This window comes from Edaphobacillus lindanitolerans (assembly GCF_900156305.1).
In the GTDB taxonomy this organism is placed as follows: domain Bacteria; phylum Bacillota; class Bacilli; order Bacillales_A; family Planococcaceae; genus Bhargavaea; species Bhargavaea lindanitolerans.
On the sequence record NZ_FTPL01000004.1, the window covers coordinates 133,259 to 158,740 of the forward strand.

The 25,482-nt window shown below is 58.7% G+C and carries 26 protein-coding genes and 1 tRNA gene; 25 read left to right on the plus strand and 2 right to left on the minus strand.

The features are described 5' to 3' along the window. Nucleotides 1–28 precede the first annotated feature (28 nt). On the minus strand, nucleotides 29–586 hold the full coding sequence (locus B0B07_RS12890; RefSeq protein WP_076759492.1) for an N-acetylmuramoyl-L-alanine amidase family protein: 558 nt from the start codon (nucleotides 584–586) through the stop codon (nucleotides 29–31). 148 nt (nucleotides 587–734) lie between these two features. Here B0B07_RS12890 and hprK point away from each other — a divergent pair, with 148 nt between their 5' ends. The 12 genes from hprK (at nucleotide 735) to B0B07_RS12950 (ending at nucleotide 11,521) form a co-directional block, all read left to right on the plus strand. Then, nucleotides 735–1,670 carry an HPr(Ser) kinase/phosphatase gene (hprK, locus tag B0B07_RS12895; RefSeq protein WP_076759494.1) on the plus strand — a complete coding sequence of 312 codons (936 nt, stop codon included), beginning with the start codon at nucleotides 735–737 and terminating at the stop codon, nucleotides 1,668–1,670. A gap of 42 nt (nucleotides 1,671–1,712) precedes the next feature. Then, on the plus strand, nucleotides 1,713–2,522 hold the full coding sequence (gene lgt / locus B0B07_RS12900; protein WP_076759496.1) for a prolipoprotein diacylglyceryl transferase: 810 nt from the start codon (nucleotides 1,713–1,715) through the stop codon (nucleotides 2,520–2,522). A gap of 135 nt (nucleotides 2,523–2,657) precedes the next feature. Next, on the plus strand, nucleotides 2,658–3,605 hold the full coding sequence (locus tag B0B07_RS12905) for a nucleoside recognition domain-containing protein (RefSeq protein ID WP_076759498.1): 948 nt from the start codon (nucleotides 2,658–2,660) through the stop codon (nucleotides 3,603–3,605). Further along, nucleotides 3,595–4,254 (plus strand): pyrophosphatase PpaX, encoded by a 660-nt coding sequence (gene ppaX, locus B0B07_RS12910; protein WP_076759500.1) that lies wholly within the window; start codon nucleotides 3,595–3,597, stop codon nucleotides 4,252–4,254. Before B0B07_RS12905 ends, ppaX begins: the two co-directional genes overlap by 11 nt. Continuing rightward, nucleotides 4,251–4,784: an acyltransferase gene (locus tag B0B07_RS12915; protein WP_076759502.1), complete on the plus strand. Its 534-nt coding sequence runs from the start codon at nucleotides 4,251–4,253 to the stop codon at nucleotides 4,782–4,784. The genes ppaX and B0B07_RS12915 overlap by 4 nt, the downstream gene beginning before the upstream one ends. 194 nt (nucleotides 4,785–4,978) lie before the next feature. Further along, nucleotides 4,979–6,493: a tetratricopeptide repeat protein gene (locus tag B0B07_RS12920; protein WP_076759504.1), complete on the plus strand. Its 1,515-nt coding sequence runs from the start codon at nucleotides 4,979–4,981 to the stop codon at nucleotides 6,491–6,493. 88 nt (nucleotides 6,494–6,581) lie between these two features. Continuing rightward, entirely contained in the window at nucleotides 6,582–7,532 is a 951-nt protein-coding gene (gene trxB, locus B0B07_RS12925; protein WP_076759506.1) for a thioredoxin-disulfide reductase, read from the plus strand. 287 nt (nucleotides 7,533–7,819) lie between these two features. Further along, entirely contained in the window at nucleotides 7,820–8,302 is a 483-nt protein-coding gene (locus B0B07_RS12930; protein WP_076759508.1) for an NUDIX hydrolase, read from the plus strand. Beyond that, entirely contained in the window at nucleotides 8,302–9,201 is a 900-nt protein-coding gene (gene rapZ, locus B0B07_RS12935; protein ID WP_407643877.1) for an RNase adapter RapZ, read from the plus strand. The genes B0B07_RS12930 and rapZ overlap by 1 nt, the downstream gene beginning before the upstream one ends. Nucleotides 9,202–9,205: 4 nt before the next feature. Further along, entirely contained in the window at nucleotides 9,206–10,207 is a 1,002-nt protein-coding gene (locus tag B0B07_RS12940) for a gluconeogenesis factor YvcK family protein (RefSeq protein ID WP_076759510.1), read from the plus strand. Nucleotides 10,208–10,238: 31 nt separating this feature from the next. After that, on the plus strand, nucleotides 10,239–11,183 hold the full coding sequence (gene whiA, locus B0B07_RS12945; protein WP_076759512.1) for a DNA-binding protein WhiA: 945 nt from the start codon (nucleotides 10,239–10,241) through the stop codon (nucleotides 11,181–11,183). A gap of 80 nt (nucleotides 11,184–11,263) precedes the next feature. Next, nucleotides 11,264–11,521 (plus strand): HPr family phosphocarrier protein, encoded by a 258-nt coding sequence (locus B0B07_RS12950; RefSeq protein ID WP_076759514.1) that lies wholly within the window; start codon nucleotides 11,264–11,266, stop codon nucleotides 11,519–11,521. A gap of 48 nt (nucleotides 11,522–11,569) precedes the next feature. On the opposite strand, the gene clpP is transcribed toward B0B07_RS12950, so the two are convergent. Next, nucleotides 11,570–12,181, minus strand: a complete 612-nt coding sequence (clpP, locus tag B0B07_RS12955; RefSeq protein ID WP_076759516.1) for an ATP-dependent Clp endopeptidase proteolytic subunit ClpP — start codon at nucleotides 12,179–12,181, stop codon at nucleotides 11,570–11,572. 197 nt (nucleotides 12,182–12,378) lie between these two features. On the opposite strand from clpP, the gene B0B07_RS12960 reads away from it, so the two are divergent. The 13 genes from B0B07_RS12960 (at nucleotide 12,379) to rnr (ending at nucleotide 25,436) form a co-directional block, all read left to right on the plus strand. After that, nucleotides 12,379–12,450 (plus strand) — tRNA-Arg (locus tag B0B07_RS12960). A 218-nt stretch (nucleotides 12,451–12,668) separates the two neighbouring features. Further along, nucleotides 12,669–13,247, plus strand: coding sequence for a LemA family protein (locus tag B0B07_RS12965; protein WP_076759518.1), 579 nt, complete (start codon nucleotides 12,669–12,671; stop codon nucleotides 13,245–13,247). Further along, on the plus strand, nucleotides 13,247–14,062 hold the full coding sequence (locus B0B07_RS12970; protein ID WP_076759520.1) for a TPM domain-containing protein: 816 nt from the start codon (nucleotides 13,247–13,249) through the stop codon (nucleotides 14,060–14,062). Before B0B07_RS12965 ends, B0B07_RS12970 begins: the two co-directional genes overlap by 1 nt. Nucleotides 14,063–14,100: 38 nt before the next feature. Continuing rightward, the gene (locus B0B07_RS12975; RefSeq protein WP_076759522.1) at nucleotides 14,101–14,331 is read left to right on the plus strand and encodes a glutaredoxin family protein; all 231 of its coding nucleotides are present in this window, start codon (nucleotides 14,101–14,103) and stop codon (nucleotides 14,329–14,331) included. Nucleotides 14,332–14,518: 187 nt separating this feature from the next. Then, on the plus strand, nucleotides 14,519–15,574 hold the full coding sequence (locus B0B07_RS12980; RefSeq protein WP_076759524.1) for a sugar-binding transcriptional regulator: 1,056 nt from the start codon (nucleotides 14,519–14,521) through the stop codon (nucleotides 15,572–15,574). A gap of 66 nt (nucleotides 15,575–15,640) precedes the next feature. After that, nucleotides 15,641–16,648, plus strand: a complete 1,008-nt coding sequence (gap, locus tag B0B07_RS12985) for a type I glyceraldehyde-3-phosphate dehydrogenase (protein ID WP_076759526.1) — start codon at nucleotides 15,641–15,643, stop codon at nucleotides 16,646–16,648. Between the two features lie 147 nt (nucleotides 16,649–16,795). After that, the gene (locus B0B07_RS12990; RefSeq protein ID WP_076759528.1) at nucleotides 16,796–17,980 is read left to right on the plus strand and encodes a phosphoglycerate kinase; all 1,185 of its coding nucleotides are present in this window, start codon (nucleotides 16,796–16,798) and stop codon (nucleotides 17,978–17,980) included. 14 nt (nucleotides 17,981–17,994) lie between these two features. Further along, nucleotides 17,995–18,756, plus strand: coding sequence for a triose-phosphate isomerase (tpiA, locus tag B0B07_RS12995; protein WP_076759530.1), 762 nt, complete (start codon nucleotides 17,995–17,997; stop codon nucleotides 18,754–18,756). Beyond that, nucleotides 18,749–20,281 carry a 2,3-bisphosphoglycerate-independent phosphoglycerate mutase gene (gene gpmI / locus B0B07_RS13000; RefSeq protein ID WP_076759532.1) on the plus strand — a complete coding sequence of 511 codons (1,533 nt, stop codon included), beginning with the start codon at nucleotides 18,749–18,751 and terminating at the stop codon, nucleotides 20,279–20,281. Before tpiA ends, gpmI begins: the two co-directional genes overlap by 8 nt. A 23-nt stretch (nucleotides 20,282–20,304) precedes the next feature. Next, a complete protein-coding gene (eno, locus tag B0B07_RS13005) occupies nucleotides 20,305–21,600 on the plus strand; it encodes a phosphopyruvate hydratase (protein ID WP_076759534.1) in 1,296 nt (431 codons plus the stop codon). Between the two features lie 112 nt (nucleotides 21,601–21,712). After that, on the plus strand, nucleotides 21,713–21,940 hold the full coding sequence (gene secG, locus B0B07_RS13010) for a preprotein translocase subunit SecG (RefSeq protein ID WP_040224680.1): 228 nt from the start codon (nucleotides 21,713–21,715) through the stop codon (nucleotides 21,938–21,940). A 305-nt stretch (nucleotides 21,941–22,245) separates the two neighbouring features. Continuing rightward, entirely contained in the window at nucleotides 22,246–22,992 is a 747-nt protein-coding gene (locus B0B07_RS13015) for an alpha/beta hydrolase (RefSeq protein ID WP_076759783.1), read from the plus strand. A gap of 35 nt (nucleotides 22,993–23,027) precedes the next feature. Next, nucleotides 23,028–25,436: a ribonuclease R gene (rnr, locus tag B0B07_RS13020; protein WP_076759536.1), complete on the plus strand. Its 2,409-nt coding sequence runs from the start codon at nucleotides 23,028–23,030 to the stop codon at nucleotides 25,434–25,436. Nucleotides 25,437–25,482: the final 46 nt, after the last annotated feature.

Below are 25,482 nucleotides of genomic sequence, written 5' to 3' on the forward strand. Positions count from 1 at the left end.
CCGAACACGCTCCGACACCCTCTCCTTTCTAAAGCCCTCTGCCGAAGTACCAGTTCCCGACTGCGAATGTGAGGGCGCGGGCACACTGGAGACGGTAGCGGCCGCTTTTGAGCAGGGCGGCCTCGGTTTTGTTCGTCATGAAGCCGCATTCGAGCAGGACGGCGGGCATGCGGGTTTCCCGGACGACGGCGAAGTTGGCCCGCTTCACGCCGCGGTTTTTCCGGCCGCAGGCAGCGACCAGCGCCCCCTGCATGTGGCCGGCGAGGATTTCCGACTGCTTCTGCGCCTGCGGATAAATGTACGTCTCGATTCCCGAGGCATCGTTCCAGCCATTGCCGTAGGCGTTGGCGTGGATCGAGATGAATGCATCGGCGCCCCAGCCGTTCGCTTTTCTTGCCCGCTCGGACAGCGGGACATCGCGGCCCGCCTCATGGGCGAACCGGACGGCGATCCCTTCTTTTCGGAGCATATCCGCGGCGAGTCCGGCGACGGCCGAGTTGAAAGTGAATTCGAGCATCGAGCCGTCGGGCGTGCGTTTTCCGGGTGTGGCGGGGCCGTGCCCGGCGTCCAGCATGATTTTTTTCATTTAATCTCCACCTCCGCCTACTACATAGACGCTTCCATGTCAATCGGATACCCGCACAGCCGCCGGGGCAAAAACCGCTTTCCATTGCCGGAATCTTTGTTAGAATAGAGGTCATGGCGACATCCGGTTTGGAAGGGGGCATCAGCCGATGGATCATGTAACGGTGAAAGACGTCATGGAGCGGTTTGGCCTGGAATTGGCCGCAGGGGGAGAAGGGCTCGGACGCCATATTGCGACGACGGACATTTCCCGTCCGGGCCTGGAGGTTGCCGGGTTTTTTGACCATTATCCGGCCAACCGGATCCAACTGCTCGGACGGAGCGAAATCTCGTTCTTCTCGATGCTGCCGAGGCTCGACAAAATGGAGCGTGCACGCAGGCTCTGTTCGCCGGACACGCCGATGCTTGCCGTCTGCCACGGCATGCGGATTCCGCCCGAACTCATCCATGCGGCGGAAGAGGCTCAGGTCCCGGTCCTGACATCCGGCCTCACGACGACCAAGCTCTCGAGCAAGCTGACGGATTTCCTTGAAAACCGGCTTGCCCCGATGACCGCTGTCCACGGCGTGCTGCTCGATATATATGGGCTGGGGGTCCTGATCACCGGTAAAAGCGGGATCGGAAAAAGTGAAGTCGCACTAGACCTCGTCAAGCGCGGTCACCGCCTCGTCGCGGACGACTGCGTGGAAATCCGGCAGGTGGCAGAGGACACACTCGTCGGCAATGCGCCCGACCTGCTCCAGCACCTGCTCGAAATCCGTGGGCTCGGCATCATCGACGTCCGCATGCTATTCGGTGCAAGCGCCATCCGGAACTACAAGCGGATCACGCTCATCATCGACCTGGAAAACTGGGATCCCCAGCGTTCCTACGACCGTCTCGGGCTGGAGGAGGAAAAGCAGCGGATCCTCGACACCGAGCTGACCCGCCTTACCGTCCCGGTCCGGCCGGGACGCAACATGTCCTCGATCGTGGAAGTGGCGGCGATGAATCACCGGATGAAAGCGATGGGCATGAACGCCGCGGAGAAATTCTCGGAGCGGCTCAATGATATGATCGGCAGGGAACAGGACCCGCTCGCATGAGCGGCACCCGGCCTCAATAGATAGGGAAGAAGGGAAACCGAAATGCCATTTTCTTTAGCGGCGATCGATCCGGTCGCCTTTTCTCTCGGCCCGATCGAGGTGCGCTGGTACGGCATCCTGATCGCGACCGGCATCATCCTCGCATTCCTCGTCGTCCAGAGGGAAGCGGTGAAGCGGGGGCTGCATCCCGATTTCATGACGGACCTCCTCATCTGGGCAGTACCGATATCAATCCTCGGGGCACGGGCGTACTACGTCCTGTTCGAGTGGGACCTCTACGCGGACCATCCGTCGCGCGTCTTCAAAATCTGGGAAGGGGGCCTCGCCATCCACGGGGCGCTCATCGCCGCCATCATCACGGCGGTGATCTTCACCCGGATCCGCGGCGTCTCGTTCTGGAAAGTGGCGGACATCACGGCACCCGGCCTGCTCATCGGCCAGATCCTTGGCCGATGGGGGAACTTCGTGAACCAGGAAGCGCACGGCGGGCCGGTGTCGGACAAGTTCCTTGAGAACAACATCCTCCCCGACTGGATCATGAACCAGATGACGATCAACGGGGTCACCTATCATCCGACGTTCCTCTATGAATCGCTCTGGAACGTGGTCGGGCTCCTCCTCATCCTGTTTGTGCTCCGCCGCATCAATCCCCGCCGGGGCAGCATCTTCCTGTTCTATATCGCCTGGTATTCCATCGGGCGTTTCTACATCGAAGGCATGCGCACCGACAGCCTCATGTATTTCGGCCTGAAAGCGGCACAGCTCGTCTCGATTGCGGGCGTGTTCCTGGCGATCGTCATATACGTCGTCAAACGTTTCGTCCTCAAAGAAGAAGCGCACTATAAGGACTGAGGGCCAACCGGACGGACCGCTGCGGCCCGTCCGTTTTCTTTGGTCTCCATGTCCATCCAACGCGGCCGTGCGCCGCATCGTTTTACAAAAGATCAACGGTCCCTCACGGTTACCGGTCAGAAAGTTGGAAAGCACATGTCATCTGTTCGCAAAGGCTTGTCGTCAGGACTCAGCACCACCTGGACGCTCGGCAAGATCATCTTCCCGATCACGCTTCTCATCGTCATTCTCCAGCACACGCCGGTCCTTCCCTGGGTGATCGGGCTGGTGGAGCCGCTCATGGGTCTGTTCGGACTCCGCGGGGAAGCGGCGATCCCGCTCGTTCTCGGAAATGCACTCAATCTGTACGCCGGCATTGCCGGGATCCTCTCTCTCGACCTGTCGGTGAAAGAAGTCTTTATCCTCGCCGTCATGCTGTCGTTTTCCCATAACCTGTTCATCGAGTCCGGGGTCGCGATGAAGGTCGGCGTGAAACTGTGGGTCATCCTTCTTGTCCGGTTCGGGCTGGCGGGCGGCTCCGCAATCCTGATCAACCTGTTCTGGCACGGCGGGGCGGAGACGGCCCGCTACGGATTCGCGCCGGCAGAGGCCGCCGATCCGTCCGGCTGGACAGGCGTCCTGCTGCTCGGCCTGGAAAAAGCGGGATTCGGCGTGCTTCAGCTCGCGCTCATCGTCATTCCGCTCATGGTGGCCATCCAGTTCCTGAAGGACAGCGGCTGGATGCAGAAGATGTCCGACCGGATGGGCCCATTCACGAAGCTGATCGGCGTCCGACCGAATGCGGGCATGACGCTCGTCGCCGGCCTGACGATCGGGCTCGCCTACGGTGCGGGGGTCATGATCCAGGCGGTCCGCGAAGACGGCGTCAGCCGGAAGGATGCGACACTCGCGTTCATTTTCCTCGTGGCATGCCACGCAGTCGTGGAAGATACGCTCATCTTCGTGCCGCTTGGCATTCCGGTCTGGCCGCTCCTCCTCATCCGGCTCGTTACTGCGTTCGCGCTGACGATGTTCGTGGCGAAGATCTGGAACCGGACGGAACAGCCAAAGCAGAAAGGAGTCGTGGTCACACATGGCAGATAAAATCGATACGATCCTGTTCGACTTTGACGGGACCCTTCTTGATACGAATGAACTGATCCTCCAGACGTTCATGGCCGTGCTCGGCAAGCACTATCCCGGACGGTTTGACCGGGAGGACTGCCTGGCGTTCATGGGGCCGACACTACGGGAAACGTTTGAGGCGATCGACCCGGAAATGGCGGAAACGCTGATCCTTGAATACCGGGAATGGAACGCCGCGATGCACGATGAAATGGTGACGGAGTTCCCGGATGTGACGGAGACGCTCCGCCTTCTGAAGGGGAAGGGGATCAAGCTGGCCGTCGTCTCGACGAAGCGCCGTGACGTGCTCGCCCGGGGCATGAAGCTCATGGACGTGGAAGACGTGTTCGACTGCGTCATCGGGCTTGACGATGTGAGCCGGGCCAAACCGGATCCGGAGCCGCTTCAAAAAGCGATGGACATGCTCGGATCAGACCCGGCCCGTACGCTCATGGTCGGCGACAACTATCATGACATCGAGGGCGGCAAGAACGCCGGGACACTCACGGCCGGCGTTGCCTGGAGTGCGAAGGGCGAGGCGTTCCTTGCAAAGTACGAACCGGACTTCATGCTCCAGGGCATGAAGGATCTTCTCGAAATCGTGGACAGACAGGCGGAGAACAGATGAGACGCACCGAGCGGCATCCTGCGAAGGGAGGGGCCAATTCGCTCTGGCACCTTTACAGGACAGTGCCGTTTCTGAAGGTCGCGAAGAACTTCGTCTTCATCCAGATCGGGCGGTACACGCCGTCCGTCTCCCTGAAACGCTGGCTGTACAAGACATTCCTCGGGATGAAGCTCGGCGAGCAGGTGTCGTTTGCGCTCATGGCGATGCCGGACCTCATGTTCCCCGAGCGGATCCAGGTCGGCCGCAACTCGATCATCGGCTACAACACGACGATCCTGGCCCATGAATACCTGATCGGCGAATACCGGGTCGGCGATGTCCTGATCGGCGAAGAGGTCCTGATCGGTGCGAATACGACGATCCTGCCGGGCGTTGAAATCGGGGACGGAGCGATCATCTCCGCCGCCTCGCTCGTCAACCGGGACATCCCGCCCGGCTGCTTTGCCGGCGGCAATCCCGTGAAGGTCATCTACACGGCCGAACAGATGGCCGAACGGAAAAACAAAGAAGGCGCACCCCGTCCCGAATGACGCGGTGCGTTTTCTGTTCGATGGGATTCTGAGGCAGGATGGCCCCGTTGTCTGTCCTGCCCATCCCGGTGCCCTCCCGCCGGCAACTCCCCGAAAAGGGCCCGTCTCCCATTCCTGTGGTATAATGATTTGCTGAAACCTGAATTGACCATGAAGCGGCCGAAGCGGCTGTTTTTATATCCGGAGGAATCCTCTTGAAACATCAACCTCAACGCAACAACAAGAAAATCGTCAACTTCATACCGACCGGGGAGTTCTATTACCAGAAGGCGCTGCGGGCGCTGAAGCGCGACGAGACGGAGAAGGCCCACAAGTTCCTCCGGCGCGCGGCCGACCTCAGCCCGGGAGACCCTGACATTCTGCTCCAGTATGCGATCCTTGAGCTGGATCTCGGCCGTTTCGAGCATGCCCGCGATCTGCTCATGCAGGCGTATGAATCGGGGCCGGAAGAGCCGGAGACCTTCTTTTTCCTGTCGGAAGTCCACGCCCATCTCGGCTATCTTCGCGATGCGGTGAACTATGCCGAGCGCTACCTTGACCGGGCGCCGGAAGGGATGTACCGGGAAGATGCGATGGACATCATCGAGTTTGCGGAGACCGAGCTGTACGGCATGCCGGAAGACGAGGAAGGCGACGGCCGGCTCGACTACATCCTCGACCGGGGCCGCCGTCTTATGGAGGCAGGGGATTTCCGCGAGGCGATCAACCTGCTGGAAGAAGCGATCGGGGAGCACCCTGATTTCTGGGCGGCTTACAACAACCTGGCGCTCGCCTATTTCTACATCGGGGAAACCGAGCAGGCGGAGGCGCTCCTCAATGAAGTGCTCCGCGGGGACAACGGCAACCTCCATGCGCTCTGCAACTTCGCGGTGTTCTATTACTACAAGCAGGATACCGAGGCGCTGGAACGCATCACTTCCATCCTGCTGAAGATCCGGCCGTTCCTGATCGACCACCGGTACAAGCTCGGCGCCACGCTCGCGCTCGTCGGACACCATCAGGAAGCATACGGCTGGCTTCGGGGTCTGCAGCGGATCGGATTTGAGGGGGACCCCGGCTTTTATTTCTGGCTCGCGCACTCCGCTTCGCTGAGCGGAGAGGACAAGGCAGCCGAAGAGGCTTGGGCCATGCTCGTCTCGATGGATCCGTCCAAGGCGGGGAAAGAACCGTGGCTTCAGGGGGAAGTTTCGGAGACGCTTGAAAATGACCTGCCGTTCATCCTCCCGAGGCTGGATGACTCCGAGGAGGAAGGCGTGCGCCTGCTCGCCCTGTTCCTGATGGGCAAATCGGCACTCCGCGATGAAATCCTCACGCACCCCGACTGGCCGGATGTCGAAACGATGACGACCGCCGAGAAGCTCTTCCTTGCGAACGGGCTTGGCCACCGCCTGCCGGGCAACACCGCTGCGGAAGCGATGTACAACCGGGTGTTTGAAGCGACGGGTCTTCTGGCCGAGCGGCTCGCACCGCTGAAGGAAGAAGACGCACCGCTGCTGGAAATGTGGTTCCTCATCTGCAGCCGGGCGCTTGCGGACGGGTATCTGTTCCGGAACCCGCCGGCGATCGCGGCAGCGGCGGAATACATGTACCGCTCATCCAAAAATCCGCGCGCGACGAAAAAGGAGACCGCCGCCTCGTACGGGGTTTCCCCGAAGACGCTGACAAAGTACGTGGGCGACCTGTTCCCCTATCTTCCGTTCCCGGAATAACAGGCAGAAAAGTTGAAGCCCTGCGGGGAATCGAATAGCATGAAAAACAGAGAAGCGGCTTCAAGCAACGCTTAAGGAGGAACTACCCATGGCTGAAGAAAAAATTTACGACGTGATCATCATCGGGGCAGGCCCTGCCGGCTTGACAGCGGCTGTTTATGCGAGCCGTGCGGACATGGATACGCTCATGCTGGAGCGCGGTATTCCGGGCGGCCAGATGGCGAACACGGAAGAGATTGAAAACTATCCCGGCTTTGACAGCATCCTTGGACCGGACCTGTCCAACAAAATGTTCGAGCATGCGAAGAAGTTCGGGGCTGAATATGCATACGGGGACGTCCAGGAAGTCCGCGACGGGGAAGAATACAAGACGATCGTCGCGGGCGGCAAGGAATACAAGACCCGTGCGATCATCATCACGACCGGTGCGGAATACAAGAAAATGGGCATTCCCGGTGAATCTGAACTCGGCGGCCGCGGGGTCAGCTACTGTGCGGTCTGTGACGGGGCGTTCTTCCGCGGCAAGGAACTCGTCGTTGTCGGCGGCGGGGATTCTGCGGTCGAGGAAGGTGCTTACCTCACCCGCTTTGCGGACAAAGTCACAATTGTACACCGCCGTGATACGCTGCGTGCCCAGAAGATCCTTCAGGAACGCGCATTCTCCAACCCGAAGATCGACTTCATCTGGAGCCACACGCTCAAGTCGATCAATGACAAGGACGGCAAAGTCGGCGGCGTGACGCTCGTCTCGACCAAAGACGGCAGCGAGTCCGAGTTCAAGACGGACGGCGTGTTCATCTATATCGGCATGGTGCCGCTCACTGCACCGTTCAAATCGCTCGGAATCACGGATGAGCAAGGCTATATCCCGACGGACACAGAAATGAACACGTCCATCCCGGGCATCTTCGCTGCAGGGGACGTCCGCGCGAAAACCCTCCGCCAGGTCGTCACGGCTACGGGCGACGGCAGCATTGCCGCCGAGACCGCCCAGAAATACGTCGAGGAACTGAAAGAAAAAATCGGCTCCAAAGCATGATTTAATCGTTCCTTAACAGCCCTGTAACAGCTTTGCAACATGGAACGTGTATAGTGAAGAGTGTAAATTGACCCCCCTTTATGATAGCAAGACCTTTTGAAGCGGCTCCCGGCATTCCCGGGGCCGCCTTTTTTTGAGCTTATGGGAGCCGGGTAAGCCCGGGCGGCCCGGGCGCCTGGCGCCCGGCTTCTGCGGACAGGCGGGGGAGTGCCCGTCGCTTTAGTTTGTCTCGGGGTTCCGGTGCATAGTATAATGGAGAGTAGAATGTCTGAAATGGTGGGATGCCGATGCAACGGATTGCGAACCTGCTCGTCGTGAAAGACGGCAGGGTACTGCTCATGAAAAAGCCGCGCCGCGGATGGTACGTAGCGCCCGGAGGGAAGATGGAACCGGGCGAATCCGTCTATACGGCGGCCTGCCGGGAATTCACGGAAGAAACCGGCGCCCTCCCGGAGGACGTTCATCTGAAAGGTGTATATACGATGGTGATCCGCGATGACGCGGATGAACAAACGCTCGATGAGTGGATGCTCTACACGTTCGTCGCACGCGGCCTGACCGGTGTGCCGGCGGAAGAGACCCGTGAAGGGAAGCTGGAGTGGCATGATGTTTCGGAGCTGGGGACGCTGCCGATGGCGGAAGGGGACCGGACGAACCTGGAGTTCGCCGCCTCCTCCCCCGGGATGCAATATGGCACATTCACCTACACACAGGAATTCAGGCTGATCCGTGAAGAGATCCAGCGTTCAGAAGAAAGGACGGAACCATGATGCAAACGATCGAGAACCATCAGGAAAAGCAGGAGAAGATGGAACTTGTCATCATCACCGGTATGTCCGGGGCAGGGAAGACGGTGGCCATCCAGAGCTTTGAAGATCTCGGATTTTACTGCATCGACAATCTTCCGCCGGAACTTCTGCCGACTTTTCTCAGCCTGCTCGGCAACTCGGACCGCAAGCTCCAGCGGGTGGCGGTCGTCATGGACATGCGGGGCCGGGAATATTTTGATTCGCTGATCGGGACGCTCGATAATCTGGCGACCCGGGAAAACCTGAACACGCGGATCCTCTTCCTCGATGCGGATGACGGCACGCTCGTCAAACGTTACAAGGAAACCCGCCGCAAGCATCCGCTCTCCGGAAACGGACTCGTCAGCGACGGCATCCGCCGGGAACGTGAAATGCTGTCCGAGCTGAAGGGCCGGGCACGCTACATCTTCAATACGACCCATATGCTGCCGAGGCAGCTTCGGGAGAAGATCATGGAGAACTTCTCCACTGCGGGGAAAGGGACGTTCACGGTCAACGTCATGTCGTTCGGGTACAAGCACGGGATGCCGATCGACGCGGACATTGCCCTGGACGTCCGTTTTCTCCCGAACCCTTACTATATCGAAGAATTGAAGCCGCTCACGGGCCTTCAGTCCGAGGTGTCGGACTATGTCCTGAAATGGAGCGATACGCAGGAACTGATCTCGAAGCTCGAAGACCTGTTCCGGTTCCTCATCCCGCGCTACAAGGAAGAGGGCAAGGCGCAGCTCGTCATCGCGTTCGGCTGCACGGGCGGCCAGCACCGGTCGGTCACGCTCGCCGAATACTTCGCGGAGAAGCTCAGCTCAGAATACAAGACGTCTGTTTCGCATCGGGACATCAATCATAGAAAGGGCTGATCCCATGCCCGTAAAACAAGGGGGAAAGCGGATTGTCGCCATCGGTGGAGGAACCGGGCTGTCCACGATCCTGCGGGGACTCAAGAAGTATGACGCCGACCTGACGGCCATCGTCACCGTTGCGGATGACGGCGGCAGCTCGGGCAGGCTGCGCAAAGACCTCCTCATCCCGCCGCCGGGCGATGTCCGAAACGTCATGGCGGCTTTGTCTGATGTGGAGCCGCTTGTGGAAGAGATGTTCCAGTACCGGTTCGGCAAAGAGGACTCCCTGAACGGTCACTCCCTCGGCAACCTCATGCTTGCGGCCATGACCCACATCACGGGGGACTTTGCGCGGGCGGTTGCCGAGATGAGCCGGATCCTGAATATCAAGGGCCGGGTCCTGCCGGCCGCCAATCAGGTGATCACGCTCGGGGCTGAGCTGGATGACGGTTCGATCATCAACGGGGAATCCAAAATCCCCGCCTACGGCCGCCGGATCCGGCGGGTGTTCCTTCTCCCCGAAGACGCCGAGCCGCTCGAGGAGGCGGTGCGCGCCATCCGGCTTGCCGACCTGATCGTCATCGGACCGGGTAGCCTGTATACGAGCATCCTGCCCAACCTCCTTGTCCCGGGGATCCGGGATGAGATTTTGAAGGCAAAAGCCGAAAAGGTGTACATATGCAACATCATGACGCAGCCGGGCGAGACCTATGCCTTCACGGCGGAAGATCATGTCCTTGCCCTGTACGATCATCTCGGCACATCGTTCCTTGACGGCATCCTTGTCCATGACGGCGGGCAGATGCCCACGATCATCGAGGAGGAATATGAAAAACAGCTTTCCGTGCCTGTGGAGGGCGATCCGGCAGCCCTCAAGGCCCTTGTCCGGCATGTCGTGTTCAAAGACATCGCCACGACTGTGGACCACCACGTCCGCCATGACGCCGGCAAGGTGGCGGAATGGCTGATGGCCTATCCGGACAGGCCGGATAAACCGGGCAGCCCCGGCAGCATTCCGGTATGATGCGTGTGCTGCGTGAAAGGAGGGGGATCTGATGTCGTTTGCATCGGATACAAAAAAAGAGCTCACCCAGGTGGAGATGGACGACTGCTGCACGAAGGCCGAACTGGCCGCGTTCATCCAGATGAACGGTGTCCTGTCGCTGTCCAACCGGCAGATGAGCCTGGATATCCAGACTGAAAATGCAGCCATTGCGCGCCGCATGTACTTAAATATCAAAAAGCTGTATCCTTTCAAAATCGAGCTGCTCGTCAGAAAGAAGATGCGGCTGAAGAAGAACAATGTGTACATCTGCCGGATCCGGGAAGGCGCCCGGCAGGTGCTGGAGGAGCTCGGCATCTCGGCCGGCATGGCGGGCTCGGGCGGGATTCCGCCCGGGATGGTGCTGGACGACTGCTGCCGGAGAAGCTATCTGCGCGGTGCATTTCTTGCGGGAGGCTCCGTCAATAACCCTGAAACGTCATCCTACCACCTTGAGATCTTTACGCTCTACGGGGAGCACAGCGAGGCGCTCGTCGGGCTCATGAATGGCTACGGGCTGAACGCCAAGTCGATCGAGAGAAAAAAGGGCTTCATCGCCTATCTCAAGGAAGCCGAGAAGATCTCCGACTTTCTTAGCCTGATCGGCGCACACGGTGCGCTGCTCAAGTTCGAGGACGTCCGGATCGTCCGGGACATGCGCAACAGCGTCAACCGGCTCGTCAATTGTGAAACTGCAAATCTGAACAAAACAATCGGGGCGGCACAGCGCCAGGTGGAGAACATCAAGTTCATCGAGGAAATGATCGGCATCGAAGGATTGCCCGAGCGTCTTCAGGAGATCGCCCGGCTGCGCGTGGAATATCAGGACATCACGCTCAAGGAGCTCGGTGAAATGGTGTCCGGTCCGGCGATCAGCAAATCCGGTGTCAATCACCGGCTGCGCAAAATTGATGAAATTGCGGAGAAGCTAAGAAAGGGCGGAATTTCGCTGAAATGAATAAAATCTTGTCCTTTTCGCCCTTCTCCGATACGATAAAGGAATAGACAAGCATCGGATGATGAAGGAGGATGTCGGCCATGACCGAACGGACACTTGAGGTGAAACTGAAATCCGGGCTGCAGGCGAGACAGGCAGCCTTGTTCGTCCAGGAGGCGAACCGGTTCTCTTCGGACATTTACCTGGAGAAGGGAACGAGGAAAGTCAATGCCAAGAGCATCATGGGCATTATGAGCCTGGCGATCGGCAGAGGGGTCGAGGTGACGCTCAGCGCCGACGGACATGATGAGGAAGAGGCGGTCGAAGCCCTTTCCGGCATCATTGAAGACGAAAACTGAAATGAAAAAGACCCGGCCGCTTCGGCCGGGTCTTTCAATTTCCATCGATCACTTTTCTTCTTTTTTATTGTTCGAGATGTCATTGCGCTCAATGATATGGTCGATGAGGCCATATTCTTTTGCACGCTCGGCAGTCATGAAGTTGTCGCGGTCCGTATCTTTCGAAATGACTTCGATCGGCTGGCCGGTGCGCTCTGCAAGAATCCGGTTCAGCTTTTCGCGGATGAAGAGGATGTGCTTCGCGGCGATTTCGATCTCGGTCGCCTGGCCCTGTGCGCCGCCGAGCGGCTGGTGGATCATCACTTCTGCGTTCGGGAGGGCGTAGCGCTTGCCCTCGGTGCCCGCTGCGAGCAGGAACGCACCCATCGAAGCGGCCATGCCGATGCAGATGGTCTGGACATCCGGCTTGATGAACTGCATCGTGTCGAAGATGGCCATGCCCGCGGAAATGCTGCCGCCCGGGCTGTTGATGTAAATGGAGATGTCCTTCTCCGGATCTTCCGCTTCAAGGAAGAGGAGCTGGGCAACGATGGAGTTCGCGACATTGTCGTCGATCCCCGAGCCGAGCATGATGATGCGGTCTTTCAGAAGACGCGAATAGATATCATACGCGCGTTCTCCGCGGTTTGTCTGTTCGATTACAGTAGGTATGAGATTCATTGTTTTTCCTCCTTCAGAGTGGATTGGCTAAACGCTGCACTGGAACACTATACCCCATCAGCTGTGACTTTATCATACACAAGTTGGTCAATGAAGGTCAAATAGGATGCTTTCCGAAAAAGTTAAAAATGGGGTTGCACGATTCCGGGATGCTGTGTATAATAAAAAATGTCGTCCGGCATGGACGGTTACAAAATGCCCTCGTGGTGCAACGGATAGCACGTAAGATTCCGGTTCTTAAGATGTGGGTTCGATTCCTGCCGAGGGCGCTGACGCAAACCGTCATTGAGCGATTGATTTCGCTTGATGGCGGTTTTTTGTATTCGTCCGGTCCTGCAGCCGGTCCTCCCGTTTAATCATTTCTCTTTCTGCGGGAACTTTTCCTGCATTGGTCCGTAGGAATGCTTAGGATTGTTTTGTGATAAGTTGGTTCAGGGTATGGGTCACTATGACAAAACCGAAACGCTGACCGAGAGGGGAAGAGACTATGAAAAGAATGTTCGGGCCGATTGCGATCATCATCGGGATCCTCGTGATCCTGGCCGTGATGCTCGTGCCGAAGTACAATACGCTGGTGGGCCTTGAAGAAGACGTGGACAAATCTTACAGCCAGATCGAGAACCAGCTGCAGCGCAGGATGGACCTGATCCCGAATCTGGTCGAGTCGGTGAAGGGCTTCGCCAAGCATGAGGAGAAGGTGCTCGGGGATATCGCGGATGCCCGCTCACGGCTTGCCGGTGCGAATACACCGGAAGAGCAGGCGACGGCCAATGATGAACTGAGCGGTGCGCTCAGCCGATTGCTCGTCGTCGTGGAGAATTATCCGGAACTGAAGGCCGACGCCAATTTCCGGCAGCTGATGGATGAGCTCGCCGGGACCGAAAACCGTATCGGTGTCGCCCGGATGGACTACAATGACACGGTATCGGAATACAACCGCAATGTCCGCCGCTTCCCGGGCAGCCTCGTCGCCGGCATTTTCGGATTCGATGAGAAGGAATATTTCAAGGCGGCGGCCGGTGCCCAGGAAGCACCGAAGGTCGACTTTGGGGAGTTTGGTGACTGATGAAACGGCTGTGCAGGGCCATACTGCTCGTCCTGCTGATGCTCGCTCCGACGGCCGTTCAGGCGGCTGAACCGGACATCCCGGATCTGGTCGGCCATGATTATATCCAGGACCGTGCCGGAATCCTGAGTGCCGAACAGAAAGCGGAGCTTGAACAGCTCGCCTCCGGGCTCGACCAGGGAACAGGCGCCCAGTTCATCGTCCTCACGGTACCGTCTGCAATTGAGGTCCCCGAGGAATATGCCGTCCAGGCCCTCAGAAAGTACAAAGCGGGTCAGGAAGGCGAGAATAACGGCGTGCTGCTGCTCGTGTCGACAGAACCGAACAGCAGCGGCAAACGTGCCTTCGAGGTGTCCGTCGGTTACGGACTGGAGGGCGCGCTGCCGGACGGCAAGGTCGGCAGGATCATTGATGAATACGGAATGCCGCATTTGACGCAGGGAAGTCCGGATGAGGCCATCGTGGCCGTCTACACAACCCTCTACAACGAAATCGCCAAAGAGTACAACTGGGACGGAACGGTTGATCAGCCGGCTGCACCCGACGGTGGCAGTGATGGAGGCTGGCCGTTCGGCCCGTTCGTCACGATCATCATCCTCTATATCCTCTTCAAAGTCTTCTTCGGAGGGGGCGGAGGCGGAGGTGGCGGTGGAGGCCCTCGCGGCCGTCGCCGCGGGCCGGTCGTCTTCTTCCCGGGTTCCTTCGGCGGAGGCGGAGGAGGATTCGGTGGAGGCGGAGGATTCGGAGGCGGAGGCGGCGGCTTCACCGGCGGAGGCGGATCCGGAGGCGGCGGCGGAGCCGGCCGCGGCTGGTGATCCGGTTCCCGTCCGCAGCACCTGAAAGGAATGACAGGATGAACGTCAAACTCTATGTACGGGAAGATTGTCCGCTCTGTGAGGAGGCGCTGCTGAACCTGCGCCTCGTCTCGGAAGATCTCCCGGTTGAAGCGGAAATCATCGATATTGAATCGGATGACCGGCTTCATGAAAAATATATGCTGATGATCCCGGTGCTGGAGAAGGACGGAGAAGTCCTTCTCTACGGCAACATCGGCTATGCGGATCTGATGGACGCGCTCTCGTAGCGTGTCCTTTTTTCATGCGGATTTTCAGGCGTATCGGGGCATACTTCTGAATTGGGGTGTGCGACTGATCGCGTTTGGGCATCCGTTGTTTGATTTTCCCCGTCCGGTAGAATACAATAGCAGTAAGCGGGACTGAATTTTTATATGCGGGACGAATTATGTCCCGGACACTGAGGAGGGAAGGCGGATGGATGAACTGACCGCTGCCCAGCGGCGCCTGCTTCCGGAGATCACGTCGATGCTTGAATCCCGTTATCGTGTGTTGAACTCGATCCGGAGAGAAGGGCCGGTCGGAAGACGGGCGCTCACCGCCCTGCTCGGCATGACCGAGCGCGAGATCCGGGCAGAGTGCGAGGTGCTCCGCAGCCAGGGGCTGATCCGTTCGGAAGCGTCCGGGATGGAGGTGACGGAAGACGGGGCGGATGTTCTGCAACTTCTCCGTCCGATGCTGAGGGAATGGACGGGACTGGAAGATCTGGGGATTGAACTGGCCGCAGTCCTGGGTATACAGGAAGTAAAGATCGTGCCTTCCTCGGGCGGAACGGATGAAGAGCGGATCAAGGACAGGATTGCCCGCGAGGCGGCTGAACTTCTCGGCGAACGGCTCCCGTCCGGTGCCACGGTCGCCGTCACGGGCGGCAGTACGGTCGCCCGCATCGCCGACTATGCGGATCTCTGCTGCAAAGGGAAAAATGCACGGTTCATCGCGGCAAGGGGCGGGACGTCCGGCGAAGCCCGGACCCAGGCCAATATGATTGCCGCCGCGTTGGCCGCAGGTTCGGACGGAGAATGGACGGCGTTCCATCTGCCCGAGTCACTCGGAGAAGCGTCTTACCGGACATTGCTCGAGGAACCGTATGTCAGGGAAGCCCTCCGGCTTTACGGAGAAGCGGATTGTGTAATCCACGGCATCGGCAATGCAGTTGAAATTGCCGGGCGGAGAGGCGCAGGCCCGGATGAACTGTCGGACCTGGCCGGAAAAGGGGCCGTGGCCGAGGCGTTCGGATATTACCTCGATGCTTCCGGCAATGAAGTCGGCAGCATCCGGACGATCGGGATCGGGCGCGACCAGCTCGGCCGTGTGCAACTGCCGGTGGCGGTGACGGGCGGCAAGGACAAGGCGGCCGCCATTCTCGCTTACATGAAGCAGGCACCGCCCGCCACGGTGCTCGTGACGGATGAAGCGGCCGCCGAAGAGATGATCCGGCTGCACGGACCCCTTCATGAACGAAATGATGGATGAACATAAGGAAATTCTTTTGACGGAAACAAGGATTTGGACAATAAGAAAACCCGGGAGGAATATAACATGGCAATGAAAGTGGCAATCAACGGTTTTGGACGGATCGGGCGGGTCGTCTTCCGCCAGGCTTGGGACAACCCGGAACTGGATATCGTCGCAGTGAACGACCTGACGGACTCTGCGATGCTCGCACATCTGCTGAAATACGACTCCGTACACGGCACATTCGGGCCGGAAGTCACCCACGACGAGGAGAACATCATTGTCGACGGGAAGAAGATCCGTGTGTTCGCTGAAAAAGATCCGTCCGAACTGCCTTGGGGAGATCTCGGAATCGATGTTGTCCTGGAATCGACCGGTGTCTTCCGTTCAAAAGAGAAAGCCGGACTTCATCTGAAAGCGGGCGCCAAGAAAGTCCTGCTTTCCGCTCCGGGCAAAGGCGACATCAAGACGCTCGTCATGGGCATCAACGAAAATGACTACGATCCACAGGCGGACGATGTCGTCTCGAACGCTTCCTGCACGACCAACTGCCTGGCGCCGATCGCAAAGGTGCTCGAGGAGAAATTCGGCGTTCGAAAGGGCCTCATGACGACCGTCCATTCCTATACGAACGACCAGCGCATCCTCGATCTGCCGCATGAAGACTATCGCCGGGCACGCGCGGCCGCCCAGTCGATGATTCCGACAACGACGGGCGCGGCGACGGCCGTCACAAAAGTCCTGCCTTCCCTGAAAGGCAAGCTGGACGGCATGGCCGTGCGTGTACCGACACCGAACGTATCACTCGTCGACCTGGTTGCGGAGCTTGAGAAGCCGGCAACGGTCGAAGAAGTGAATGCGGCACTGAAGGAAGCGGCGGAAGGGGATCTGAAGGGACTGCTCTTCGTATCGGATCTCCCGCTCGTCTCCAGGGACTACAACGGCAATACGGCTTCTTCCACGGTGGATGCCCTGTCGACGATGACGATCGGGGAGAACCTCGTGAAAGTCATCAGCTGGTATGACAACGAAAGCGGATATTCCGCCCGCTGCATCGACTTGCTCCTTCATATGCAACGCGCAGGAATCTGATAGCCTTCCCATGCGGAAACCTCTATAATGGAATGGGACAAAGGAACGGGACTGTCCCGTTCCTTTTATTAGTTTGATAGAATTGCGGGACTTCAGTGCAGACGCCGCTTGCGGTGCGTGCTGCGGTCCCCTACGGGAGGTCTTTTCATGATCCGGAAAAAATCGATCAACGATCTGGACGTCCGCGGCAAGCGCGTGTTCTGCCGTGTGGACTTCAACGTGCCCCAGGAAGACGGCAACATTACGGATGACACCCGAATCCGTGCAGCCCTGCCGACCATCCGGCAGCTGTCCGGGGACGGGGCGAAAGTCATTCTCGCGAGCCATCTCGGACGGCCGAAAGGCAAAGTGAATGAAGACATGCGGATGACAGCAGTGGGCGGACGGCTTTCCGAACTGCTCGGCCGCGAAGTCATGACGCTCCGCGAATCCGTCGGACCGGAGGCCGAGAAGGCGGTTTCCGGGATGAAGGAAGGCGACGTGATCCTGCTTGAAAACGTTCGTTTCCATGAAGGGGAAGAAAAGAACGATCCGGAACTTGCCAAGCAGTTCGCATCGCTGGCCGATCTGTACGTGAATGATGCATTCGGTGCGGCCCACCGGGCACATGCATCGACTGCGGGCATCGCGGAACATCTGCCGGCAGTATCCGGTCTGCTGATGGAGAAGGAGCTCGATGTGCTCGGAAAGGCACTTGCCGATCCGGAACGCCCGTTCACCGCAATCATCGGCGGGGCGAAGGTAAAGGATAAGATCGGCGTGATCGACTACCTGCTCGAAAAAGTCGATCACCTGCTCCTTGGCGGCGGACTTTCCTACACGTTCTCCAAGGCTCAGGGCTTCGATACCGGGAATTCGCTCGTAGAAGAAGACAAGGTCGATCTGGCCCGGTCGTTCATCGAAAAGGCGAAGGAGAAAGGCGTCGAGCTCCATCTGCCGGTGGATGCCGTCGTGGCCTCCGAGTTCAGCGCGGATGCAGAGACGAAGGTCGTCTCCATCGAGTCGATTCCATCCGGCTGGATGGGGCTGGATATCGGACCGGAAACTGCGGAAGAATACGCAGACGTGATCCGCAAATCCAAGTCGGTCCTCTGGAACGGGCCGATGGGCGTCTTTGAAATGGACGCATTCGCGGACGGGACGCGGAAAGTCGCAGAAGCGGCCGCCGGGACGGAAGGCTATACGATCATCGGCGGCGGCGACTCGGCTGCAGCCGTCGAGAAGTTCGGCCTGGCCGGCCGGATGGACCATATCTCGACGGGCGGCGGAGCTTCCCTCGAGTTCATGGAGGGCAAGGACCTGCCGGGCGTATCCGCGCTCAACGATAAGTGATGGAGGGATTCACAGTGCGAAAACCGATCATTGCAGGGAATTGGAAGATGCACAAAACACTGGGCGAGGCAGAATCGTTCTACTCGGACGTACAGGGCAGGATCCCGGATCCGGCGAAAGTCGAGACGGTGATCTGCGCCCCGTTTCCGTTCCTGTACCGGCTCGTCCAGCTTTCCGAAGGCATGGCGCCTTCGGTCGGTGCCCAGAACATGCATGAGGAAGAGTCCGGCGCCTTCACCGGCGAAGTGAGCCCGGTCCAGCTGAAAGACCTCGGCGTCCGGTATGTCATCATCGGCCATTCGGAGCGCCGGGAATATTTCAATGAAACCGACGACTCCGTCAACCGCAAGCTGAAATCCGCTCTCGGCCACGGGCTGACGCCGATCGTCTGTGTCGGCGAGACGCTCGGTGAACGGGAAGAGGGCCGGACGGAGGCGAAAGTTTCCGGACAGGTGAAGGCTGCCTACGCGGAGATTTCTCCGTCAGAGGCAGCCGGGACCGTCGTCGCCTACGAACCGATCTGGGCGATCGGAACAGGCAAGACGGCCACGGCGGAAGAGGCCGGCGATGTGTGCCGTTCCATCCGGGAAACCCTCTCGGAACTGTACGGAGGAGAGATCGCCGAAAAGATCCGCATCCAGTACGGCGGCAGCGTCAAGCCGGACAATATCGGCGAGCTTCTCGCCCAGCCGGATATCGACGGGGCGCTTGTAGGCGGGGCAAGCCTTGAACCGGAATCGTTCCTCCGCCTTGCGGAGGTGGCTTCGAATGAATAAACGTCCTGCAGCGCTGATCATCCTCGATGGCTTCGGCCAGCGGGGTGAAGCGTTCGGAAATGCGGTTGCCCAGGCGAAGAAACCGAACTTCGACCGGTATTTCAGCCGGTTCCCGCACGCCTTTCTGCAGGCGAGCGGAGAAGCGGTCGGACTCCCGGAAGGCCAGATGGGCAACTCGGAAGTCGGCCATACGAACATCGGTGCCGGACGGATCGTCTATCAGAGCCTGACGCGGATCAACAAATCGATCCGGGAGGGGGATTTCTTTGAAAATCCTGCCCTTCTGGATTCGATCCGGAATGCGAAGGAAGCGGGCAGGCCGCTCCACCTGATGGGACTGCTATCGGACGGCGGCGTGCACAGCCACATTTCCCATTTGTTTGCGCTGATCGATCTTGCCGCACGGCACGGTCTCGAAAACGTGTACGTCCATGCATTCCTCGACGGCCGGGATGTCGGTCCGAAAACGGCGCTCGGCTACATCGAGGAACTGGAACAGCATATGGCGCTGGCGGGAACCGGGAGAATTGCATCGGTGAGCGGCCGCTACTATGCCATGGACCGCGACCGGCGATGGGAACGGGTCCAACTGGCGTATGACGCCATCACCGACGGCAGCGGTCCCCGGGCGGCCTCGGCGGCCCAGGGCGTACGGGAAGCGTACGAACGGGGAGAGACGGATGAATTTGTCATTCCGTTCGCCGTGGCAAAAGACGGTCAGACGGCCGCAACGGTCGATGACGGCGACTCTGTCATCTTCTTCAATTTCCGGCCGGACCGGGCCATCCAGCTGACTTCGGCATTCGTGTCCGATCAATTCAGCGGCTTCGGCACCACGTACCGCCGGCCGGCCGGTCTCGTCTTCACGACCTTCACCCAGTACAGCGACGAATTCGACGGACTGGCGGAAATCGTCTTTCCGAACGTGAACCTGACGAACACCGTCGGGGAAGTGATCTCTCGGGCGGGCCTGCGCCAGCTGCGGATCGCCGAGACGGAGAAGTATCCGCACGTCACGTTCTTCATGAGCGGCGGCCGGGAGGAAGTGTTCGACGGCGAGGAGCGGATCCTGGTCAACTCGCCGAAAGTGGCGACCTACGACCTGAAGCCGGAGATGAGCGCCTATGAAGTGACGGATGCCCTCGTCGATGTCATCGAGCGGGACGGCACCGATGCCATCATCCTGAATTTCGCCAACCCGGACATGGTCGGCCACAGCGGCCGTCTGGAACCGACGATCCGGGCGGTGGAAGCGGTCGATGAATGCCTCGGCCGTGTCGTCGAAGCCATCCTGGCAAAGGGCGGAGCCGCCATTATCACTGCCGACCACGGCAATGCAGATGAAGTCCTCACCCCGGAAGGCAAACCGATGACCGCGCACACGGTGAACCCGGTGCCTGTGATCGTGACAGAGGAGGATCTCCGGCTGAGAGAAGACGGGATCCTCTCCGACCTCGCGCCGACATTGCTGAAGCTGCTCGGCGTGGAACAGCCGCCCGAAATGACGGGCAAGCCTTTATTCTAAAAAAAGACAGGGAGCGTGTAGTCATGCCTATCATCACCCATATCCAAGCCCGCGAAGTGCTCGATTCCCGCGGAAATCCGACAGTCGAAGTGGAAGTATTCACAGAAAGCGGCGCCTACGGCCATGCCATCGTGCCGTCCGGCGCTTCCACAGGAGAATACGAAGCGGTGGAACTCCGTGACGGGGATTCGTCCCGCTACAACGGAAAAGGCGTCCTGAAGGCCGTCGATCACGTGAATGAACTCATTGCGGACGAGCTCGTGGACACGTATTCGGTCCTCGACCAGGTATCGGTCGACAAGGCGCTCATCGAGCTTGACGGCACGGACAACAAAGGCAAGCTCGGTGCGAATGCCATCCTCGGCGTATCGATGGCCGTCGCGCATGCAGCTGCGGATTACCTTGACATGCCGCTGTACCAATACCTCGGCGGTGTGAATGCGAAGACGCTCCCGGTCCCGATGATGAACATCCTGAACGGCGGAGAGCATGCGGACAACAACGTCGACATCCAGGAATTCATGGTCATGCCGGTCGGAGCGGAGACGTTCCGCCAGGCACTCCGGATGGGCACGGAAGTGTTCCATTCCCTCAAATCCGTCCTGAAGGAAAAAGGCCTTGCGACCGCAGTCGGCGACGAGGGCGGCTTCGCTCCAAACCTCGGCTCGAACGAAGAGGCGCTGTCGACCATTATGACAGCGATCGAAAAGGCGGGCTACAAGCCGGGAGAAGACCTCGTCCTCGCAATGGACGTCGCGTCTTCCGAGTTTTACGACAAGGAAACGGGCAAGTACAACCTGTCCGGCGAAGGCGTCAGCCGCACATCCGAAGAGATGGTCGCGTGGTATGAAGAGCTCTGCGGCAAATATCCGATCATCTCGATTGAGGACGGCCTCGACGAGAACGACTGGGAAGGTCACCGTCTGCTGACGGAGCGACTCGGGAACAAAGTGCAGCTCGTCGGCGATGACCTGTTTGTGACAAACACGAAAAAGCTCGAGCGCGGAATTTCCGAGGGAGTCGGCAATTCGATCCTCGTCAAGGTGAACCAGATCGGCACGCTCACCGAGACGTTCGATGCGATCGAAATGGCGAAGCGCGCCGGCTATACGGCCGTCATCTCGCACCGTTCCGGCGAATCGGAAGACGTGACGATCGCGGATATCGCGGTCGCCGTCAACGCCGGCCAGATCAAGACCGGCGCACCGTCCCGCACGGACCGCGTCGCGAAGTACAACCAGCTCCTCCGCATCGAGGACCAGCTCGGTGAAACAGCCCAGTATCCGGGTCTCCGTGCGTTCTATAACCTGAAAAAATGATTGCCGGCCCGCTTGCGGCACCGGGAATAAAGTTCGCCGGGGGTGTTGTACCCCCGGCGTTGCTTTGCTAAAATATAGATAGTAGAGTACATCCGTTTCAGGAGGTGGAAAAATGCATACACTGCTTATGACGCTGCTGCTGATCGTGTCGGTCGCACTGATCGTGGTCGTCCTCCTGCAATCCGGGAAAAGCGCAGGCCTTTCAGGAGCCATCTCCGGCGGAGCCGAACAGCTCTTCGGCAAGCAGAAAGCACGCGGGCTCGACCTCGTATTCCAGCGTGTGACAATCGTTCTGTCAATCCTTTTCTTTGTCCTGGCTATCGCCGTGACGAAGATCTGAATACACCGAGACCGCCCGGCCGCCTGTGCGGCCGGGCGTTTTTTACGGATCCGGACGGGGAGACGGGCGAGGAACCGGCGGGACAGGCCTTGGACGGGCCGCCAAGCAAGCGGCAAGTGGGTCGCATTCGGGTCTGGGTGAGTCGCACTTCATGTCGTACGGGGCTTTGTGCATTCGCGGGATGCGTTCCCGGCTTCTCCGGTTTACATAGATTTGCATCGTCCCTGGTTTCGCCTGCCGACCCGTTTGGCTTTTCCGGCTTCCGGGGAAGCTGATAAGAATAGGAGGCGATCAATTTGAAAAAGATAAAAGTGGCTCCTCCGCAACCATTTTTCTTCAAACACGGCAAAAGGGCAGTGCTCCTGCTGCACGGTTTCCGAGGAAATTCTGCCGATGTGCGGATGCTCGGGCGTTTTCTTGAGAAACATGACTATACGTGCTATGCTCCGCATTACTCCGGACATGGGACAGATCCCGAGAAACTGCTGGAAACCGGCCCTTCTGATTGGTGGAAAGACGCTGTTTCTGCATACAATCGGCTCAAAGAGGAAGGGTATCAGGAGATTGCGGTGATCGGACTGTCACTCGGCGGTGTGTTCACGCTTAAATTAGGGTATAGCTATCCAGTGAAAGGGCTCGTCTCGATGTGTGCGCCGATGTCCATGAAAACGACAGACATCATGTTTGAAGGCGTCCTCCAATATGCGGAGGAATACAAGCGCTACCAAGGAAAAGAGCCCGAAGAAATCCGGGAAGAAACGGAACGCATCCGTGAAGCCGGGATGGACTCGCTTCCTGACCTGCGGGATTTCGTCCTGGACGTCCGGGACCACGTGGACGAAGTGTATGCACCCATCCTCGTCGTCCAGGGGGAATTGGACGATGTGATCGACCCGGCATCGGCAGATTACATTTACGAAGAAGTTCAGTCTCCGCAGAAGAAACTGAACATCTATCCGGAATCCGGACATGTCATTACGCTCGGACCCGAAAAAGAACAGCTGCATGAGGATATACTGGCATTTCTCGAATCACTTGATTGGAACGACTGACTCCCGGCGTCCAGAAGCCGGATGGAGGGGATTATGTGGAAGAATATTTGACAGAGTTAAAGGAACGGCTGCTCTCGTTCATGAGAGAGGATTCTTACAAGCCGCTGACAGTGCAGGAGATACAGGAAGAACTCGGGCTGACGGATGCCGGAGACTTCAAGGAATTGGTCAAAGTGCTCGTCGCACTTGAAGAAAAGGGAGATGTCATCCGCTCCCGGTCAGACCGGTACGGCATCCCTGAACGGATGGACATCATCCGCGGGCGCTTTATCGGACACGCCAAAGGATTCGGCTTCGTCGTGCCGGAAGAGGAAGGGATGGATGATATCTTCATCCCGCCAAACGAAACAAACACCGCGATGAACGGGGACACGGTTCTCGTCAAGATCCAGAAAGAGACAGGCGGCGACCGGCAGGAAGGGTCCATCATCCGGATCGCCGAACGGAAAAACACGAAAGTGGTCGGCACGTTCCAGGCGCATCGCGGCTTCGGTTTTGTCATCGCGGACGACAAGAAACTGCCGATGGACGTTTTCGTCTCCAAAGAAAACACCCTCGGCGCTGTCGACGGGCATAAGGTGGTCGTAGAGATCACAGAATGGCCGAGCGACAGGAAATCGGCCGAAGGGATCATCATCCAGATCCTCGGCCATAAGAACGACCCGGGTGTGGATATCCTCTCCATCATCCATAAATACGGGATCGAGACGGAGTTTCCGGATGAAGTCATCGAATGGGCAAACCGCGTTCCTGATGAAATCAGTGAACGGGATCTGTTCAAGCGCCGCGACCTTCGAGGCGAGACGATCGTCACGATCGACGGCGCAGATGCAAAGGATCTGGATGATGCCGTCACGGTCACAAAGAACCCGGATGGCACATACAAGCTCGGCGTCCATATCGCGGACGTCAGCTATTATGTGACGGAAAACTCGCCGATCGACCAGGAAGCGTATGAGCGTGGGACAAGCGTCTATTTGACGGACCGTGTCATCCCGATGATTCCGCACCGCCTGTCCAACGGCATCTGTTCCCTGAATCCCCAGGTGGACCGGCTGACGCTCAGCTGTGAGATGGTCATCGATAAACACGGCAAAGTGCTGTCACATGAAATCTTCCAGAGTGTCATCAAGACAGCGGAGCGGATGACTTATTCCGACGTGTATAAAATCGTTGAGGAAAAAGATGAAGAGCTGCGCAAGCGCTATGAGCCGCTCGTCCCGATGTTTGAGGACATGGCGGATCTCGCGGCGATCCTCCGTCAGCGTCGGATGGACCGTGGCGCGATCGATTTCGATTTCAAAGAGTCGAAAATCATCGTCAATGAAGAGGGCTGGCCGGTTGACGTCGTTGTCCGGGAGCGCACGGTTGCCGAAAAGCTGATCGAGGAGTTCATGCTCGTCGCGAACGAAACGGTCGCGGAGCACTTCCACTGGCTGCGTGTCCCGTTCATCTACCGCATCCACGAAGACCCGAAATCCGAAAAGCTCGAACGGTTCTTCGAATTCATCACGAACTTCGGGCTGCTCGTCAGAGGAACGGCGAACAAAGTCCATCCGCGGGCGCTTCAGGAAATCATCGACTCCATCGAAGGACAGCCTGAAGAGCCGGTCGTTTCGACAATGCTGCTGCGCTCGATGCAGCAGGCCCGCTATTCCGAGGACAGCGTCGGCCACTTCGGACTTTCGACTGATTTCTATACTCATTTCACCTCGCCGATCCGCCGGTATCCGGACCTGATCGTTCACCGATTGATCCGGACTTATCTGATCGAAGGCGACACATCCCCGGCAACGAAAGCCAAATGGGACGGCGAGATCCCGGAAATCGCCCAGCATACGTCCGAAATGGAACGGCGCGCGGTTGATGCGGAGCGGGATACGGAGGCTCTGAAGAAATCCCAGTACATGGTCGATAAGATCGGCGAGGAATTCGAAGGGATCATCTCGTCCGTCACAAACTTCGGCCTGTTTGTGGAACTGGAAAATACGATTGAAGGCCTTGTCCATGTGAGCTACATGACTGACGACTATTACTGGTTCGATGATCGTCAGTTGATGATGGTCGGCGAGCATACCGCCAAGCAGTTCCGGATCGGTGACCCGCTCACCGTACGCGTCGTGTCGGTCAAGCCGGAAGAATCGGCCATCGACTTTGAAATCGTCGGAATGCCGGAACCGGTGAAGCGCACACGGAAGGAGACTCCGAAAGTCATCCGGACGAAAGGCGAATCCCGCGGAAAGCGGCCGGGCAGCAGTGAAGGCGGACGCGGACGCGGGGGCAGCGGTGGCCGCGGAGGCAACGGCGGCGGAAACTCCGGAAGAGGAGGCAGCCGCGGCCGGTCAGGCTCCGGGAATGCTCAGGGACGCCAAGGCGGCGGAAATCGTCGCGGAGGCCAGGGCAGCCGGAGCGGCAATTCCGGAGGCCAGGGCAGAAAAAGCTGAAATCAGGTAAAATCATATAAGGAGTGCAGCGGACGGCGGACTGCCG

What these genes read in the sequence shown, in the direction of transcription:
- trxB (WP_076759506.1), top strand. Translation starts at nt 6,582, where the DNA reads ATGGCTGAAGAAAAAATTTACGACGTGATCATCATCGGGGCAGGCCCT.
- B0B07_RS12915 (WP_076759502.1), top strand. Translation starts at nt 4,251, where the DNA reads ATGAGACGCACCGAGCGGCATCCTGCGAAGGGAGGGGCCAATTCGCTC.
- ppaX (WP_076759500.1), top strand. Translation starts at nt 3,595, where the DNA reads ATGGCAGATAAAATCGATACGATCCTGTTCGACTTTGACGGGACCCTT.
- gpmI (WP_076759532.1), top strand. Translation starts at nt 18,749, where the DNA reads ATGAATAAACGTCCTGCAGCGCTGATCATCCTCGATGGCTTCGGCCAG.
- hprK (WP_076759494.1), top strand. Translation starts at nt 735, where the DNA reads ATGGATCATGTAACGGTGAAAGACGTCATGGAGCGGTTTGGCCTGGAA.
- B0B07_RS12965 (WP_076759518.1), top strand. Translation starts at nt 12,669, where the DNA reads ATGAAAAGAATGTTCGGGCCGATTGCGATCATCATCGGGATCCTCGTG.
- B0B07_RS12990 (WP_076759528.1), top strand. Translation starts at nt 16,796, where the DNA reads ATGATCCGGAAAAAATCGATCAACGATCTGGACGTCCGCGGCAAGCGC.
- lgt (WP_076759496.1), top strand. Translation starts at nt 1,713, where the DNA reads ATGCCATTTTCTTTAGCGGCGATCGATCCGGTCGCCTTTTCTCTCGGC.
- secG (WP_040224680.1), top strand. Translation starts at nt 21,713, where the DNA reads ATGCATACACTGCTTATGACGCTGCTGCTGATCGTGTCGGTCGCACTG.
- B0B07_RS12970 (WP_076759520.1), top strand. Translation starts at nt 13,247, where the DNA reads ATGAAACGGCTGTGCAGGGCCATACTGCTCGTCCTGCTGATGCTCGCT.
- B0B07_RS12940 (WP_076759510.1), top strand. Translation starts at nt 9,206, where the DNA reads ATGCCCGTAAAACAAGGGGGAAAGCGGATTGTCGCCATCGGTGGAGGA.
- B0B07_RS12975 (WP_076759522.1), top strand. Translation starts at nt 14,101, where the DNA reads ATGAACGTCAAACTCTATGTACGGGAAGATTGTCCGCTCTGTGAGGAG.
- B0B07_RS12980 (WP_076759524.1), top strand. Translation starts at nt 14,519, where the DNA reads ATGGATGAACTGACCGCTGCCCAGCGGCGCCTGCTTCCGGAGATCACG.
- whiA (WP_076759512.1), top strand. Translation starts at nt 10,239, where the DNA reads ATGTCGTTTGCATCGGATACAAAAAAAGAGCTCACCCAGGTGGAGATG.
- eno (WP_076759534.1), top strand. Translation starts at nt 20,305, where the DNA reads ATGCCTATCATCACCCATATCCAAGCCCGCGAAGTGCTCGATTCCCGC.
- rapZ (WP_407643877.1), top strand. Translation starts at nt 8,302, where the DNA reads ATGCAAACGATCGAGAACCATCAGGAAAAGCAGGAGAAGATGGAACTT.
- B0B07_RS12950 (WP_076759514.1), top strand. Translation starts at nt 11,264, where the DNA reads ATGACCGAACGGACACTTGAGGTGAAACTGAAATCCGGGCTGCAGGCG.
- clpP (WP_076759516.1), bottom strand. Translation starts at nt 12,181, where the DNA reads ATGAATCTCATACCTACTGTAATCGAACAGACAAACCGCGGAGAACGC.
- gap (WP_076759526.1), top strand. Translation starts at nt 15,641, where the DNA reads ATGGCAATGAAAGTGGCAATCAACGGTTTTGGACGGATCGGGCGGGTC.
- B0B07_RS12930 (WP_076759508.1), top strand. Translation starts at nt 7,820, where the DNA reads ATGCAACGGATTGCGAACCTGCTCGTCGTGAAAGACGGCAGGGTACTG.
- B0B07_RS12890 (WP_076759492.1), bottom strand. Translation starts at nt 586, where the DNA reads ATGAAAAAAATCATGCTGGACGCCGGGCACGGCCCCGCCACACCCGGA.
- B0B07_RS12905 (WP_076759498.1), top strand. Translation starts at nt 2,658, where the DNA reads ATGTCATCTGTTCGCAAAGGCTTGTCGTCAGGACTCAGCACCACCTGG.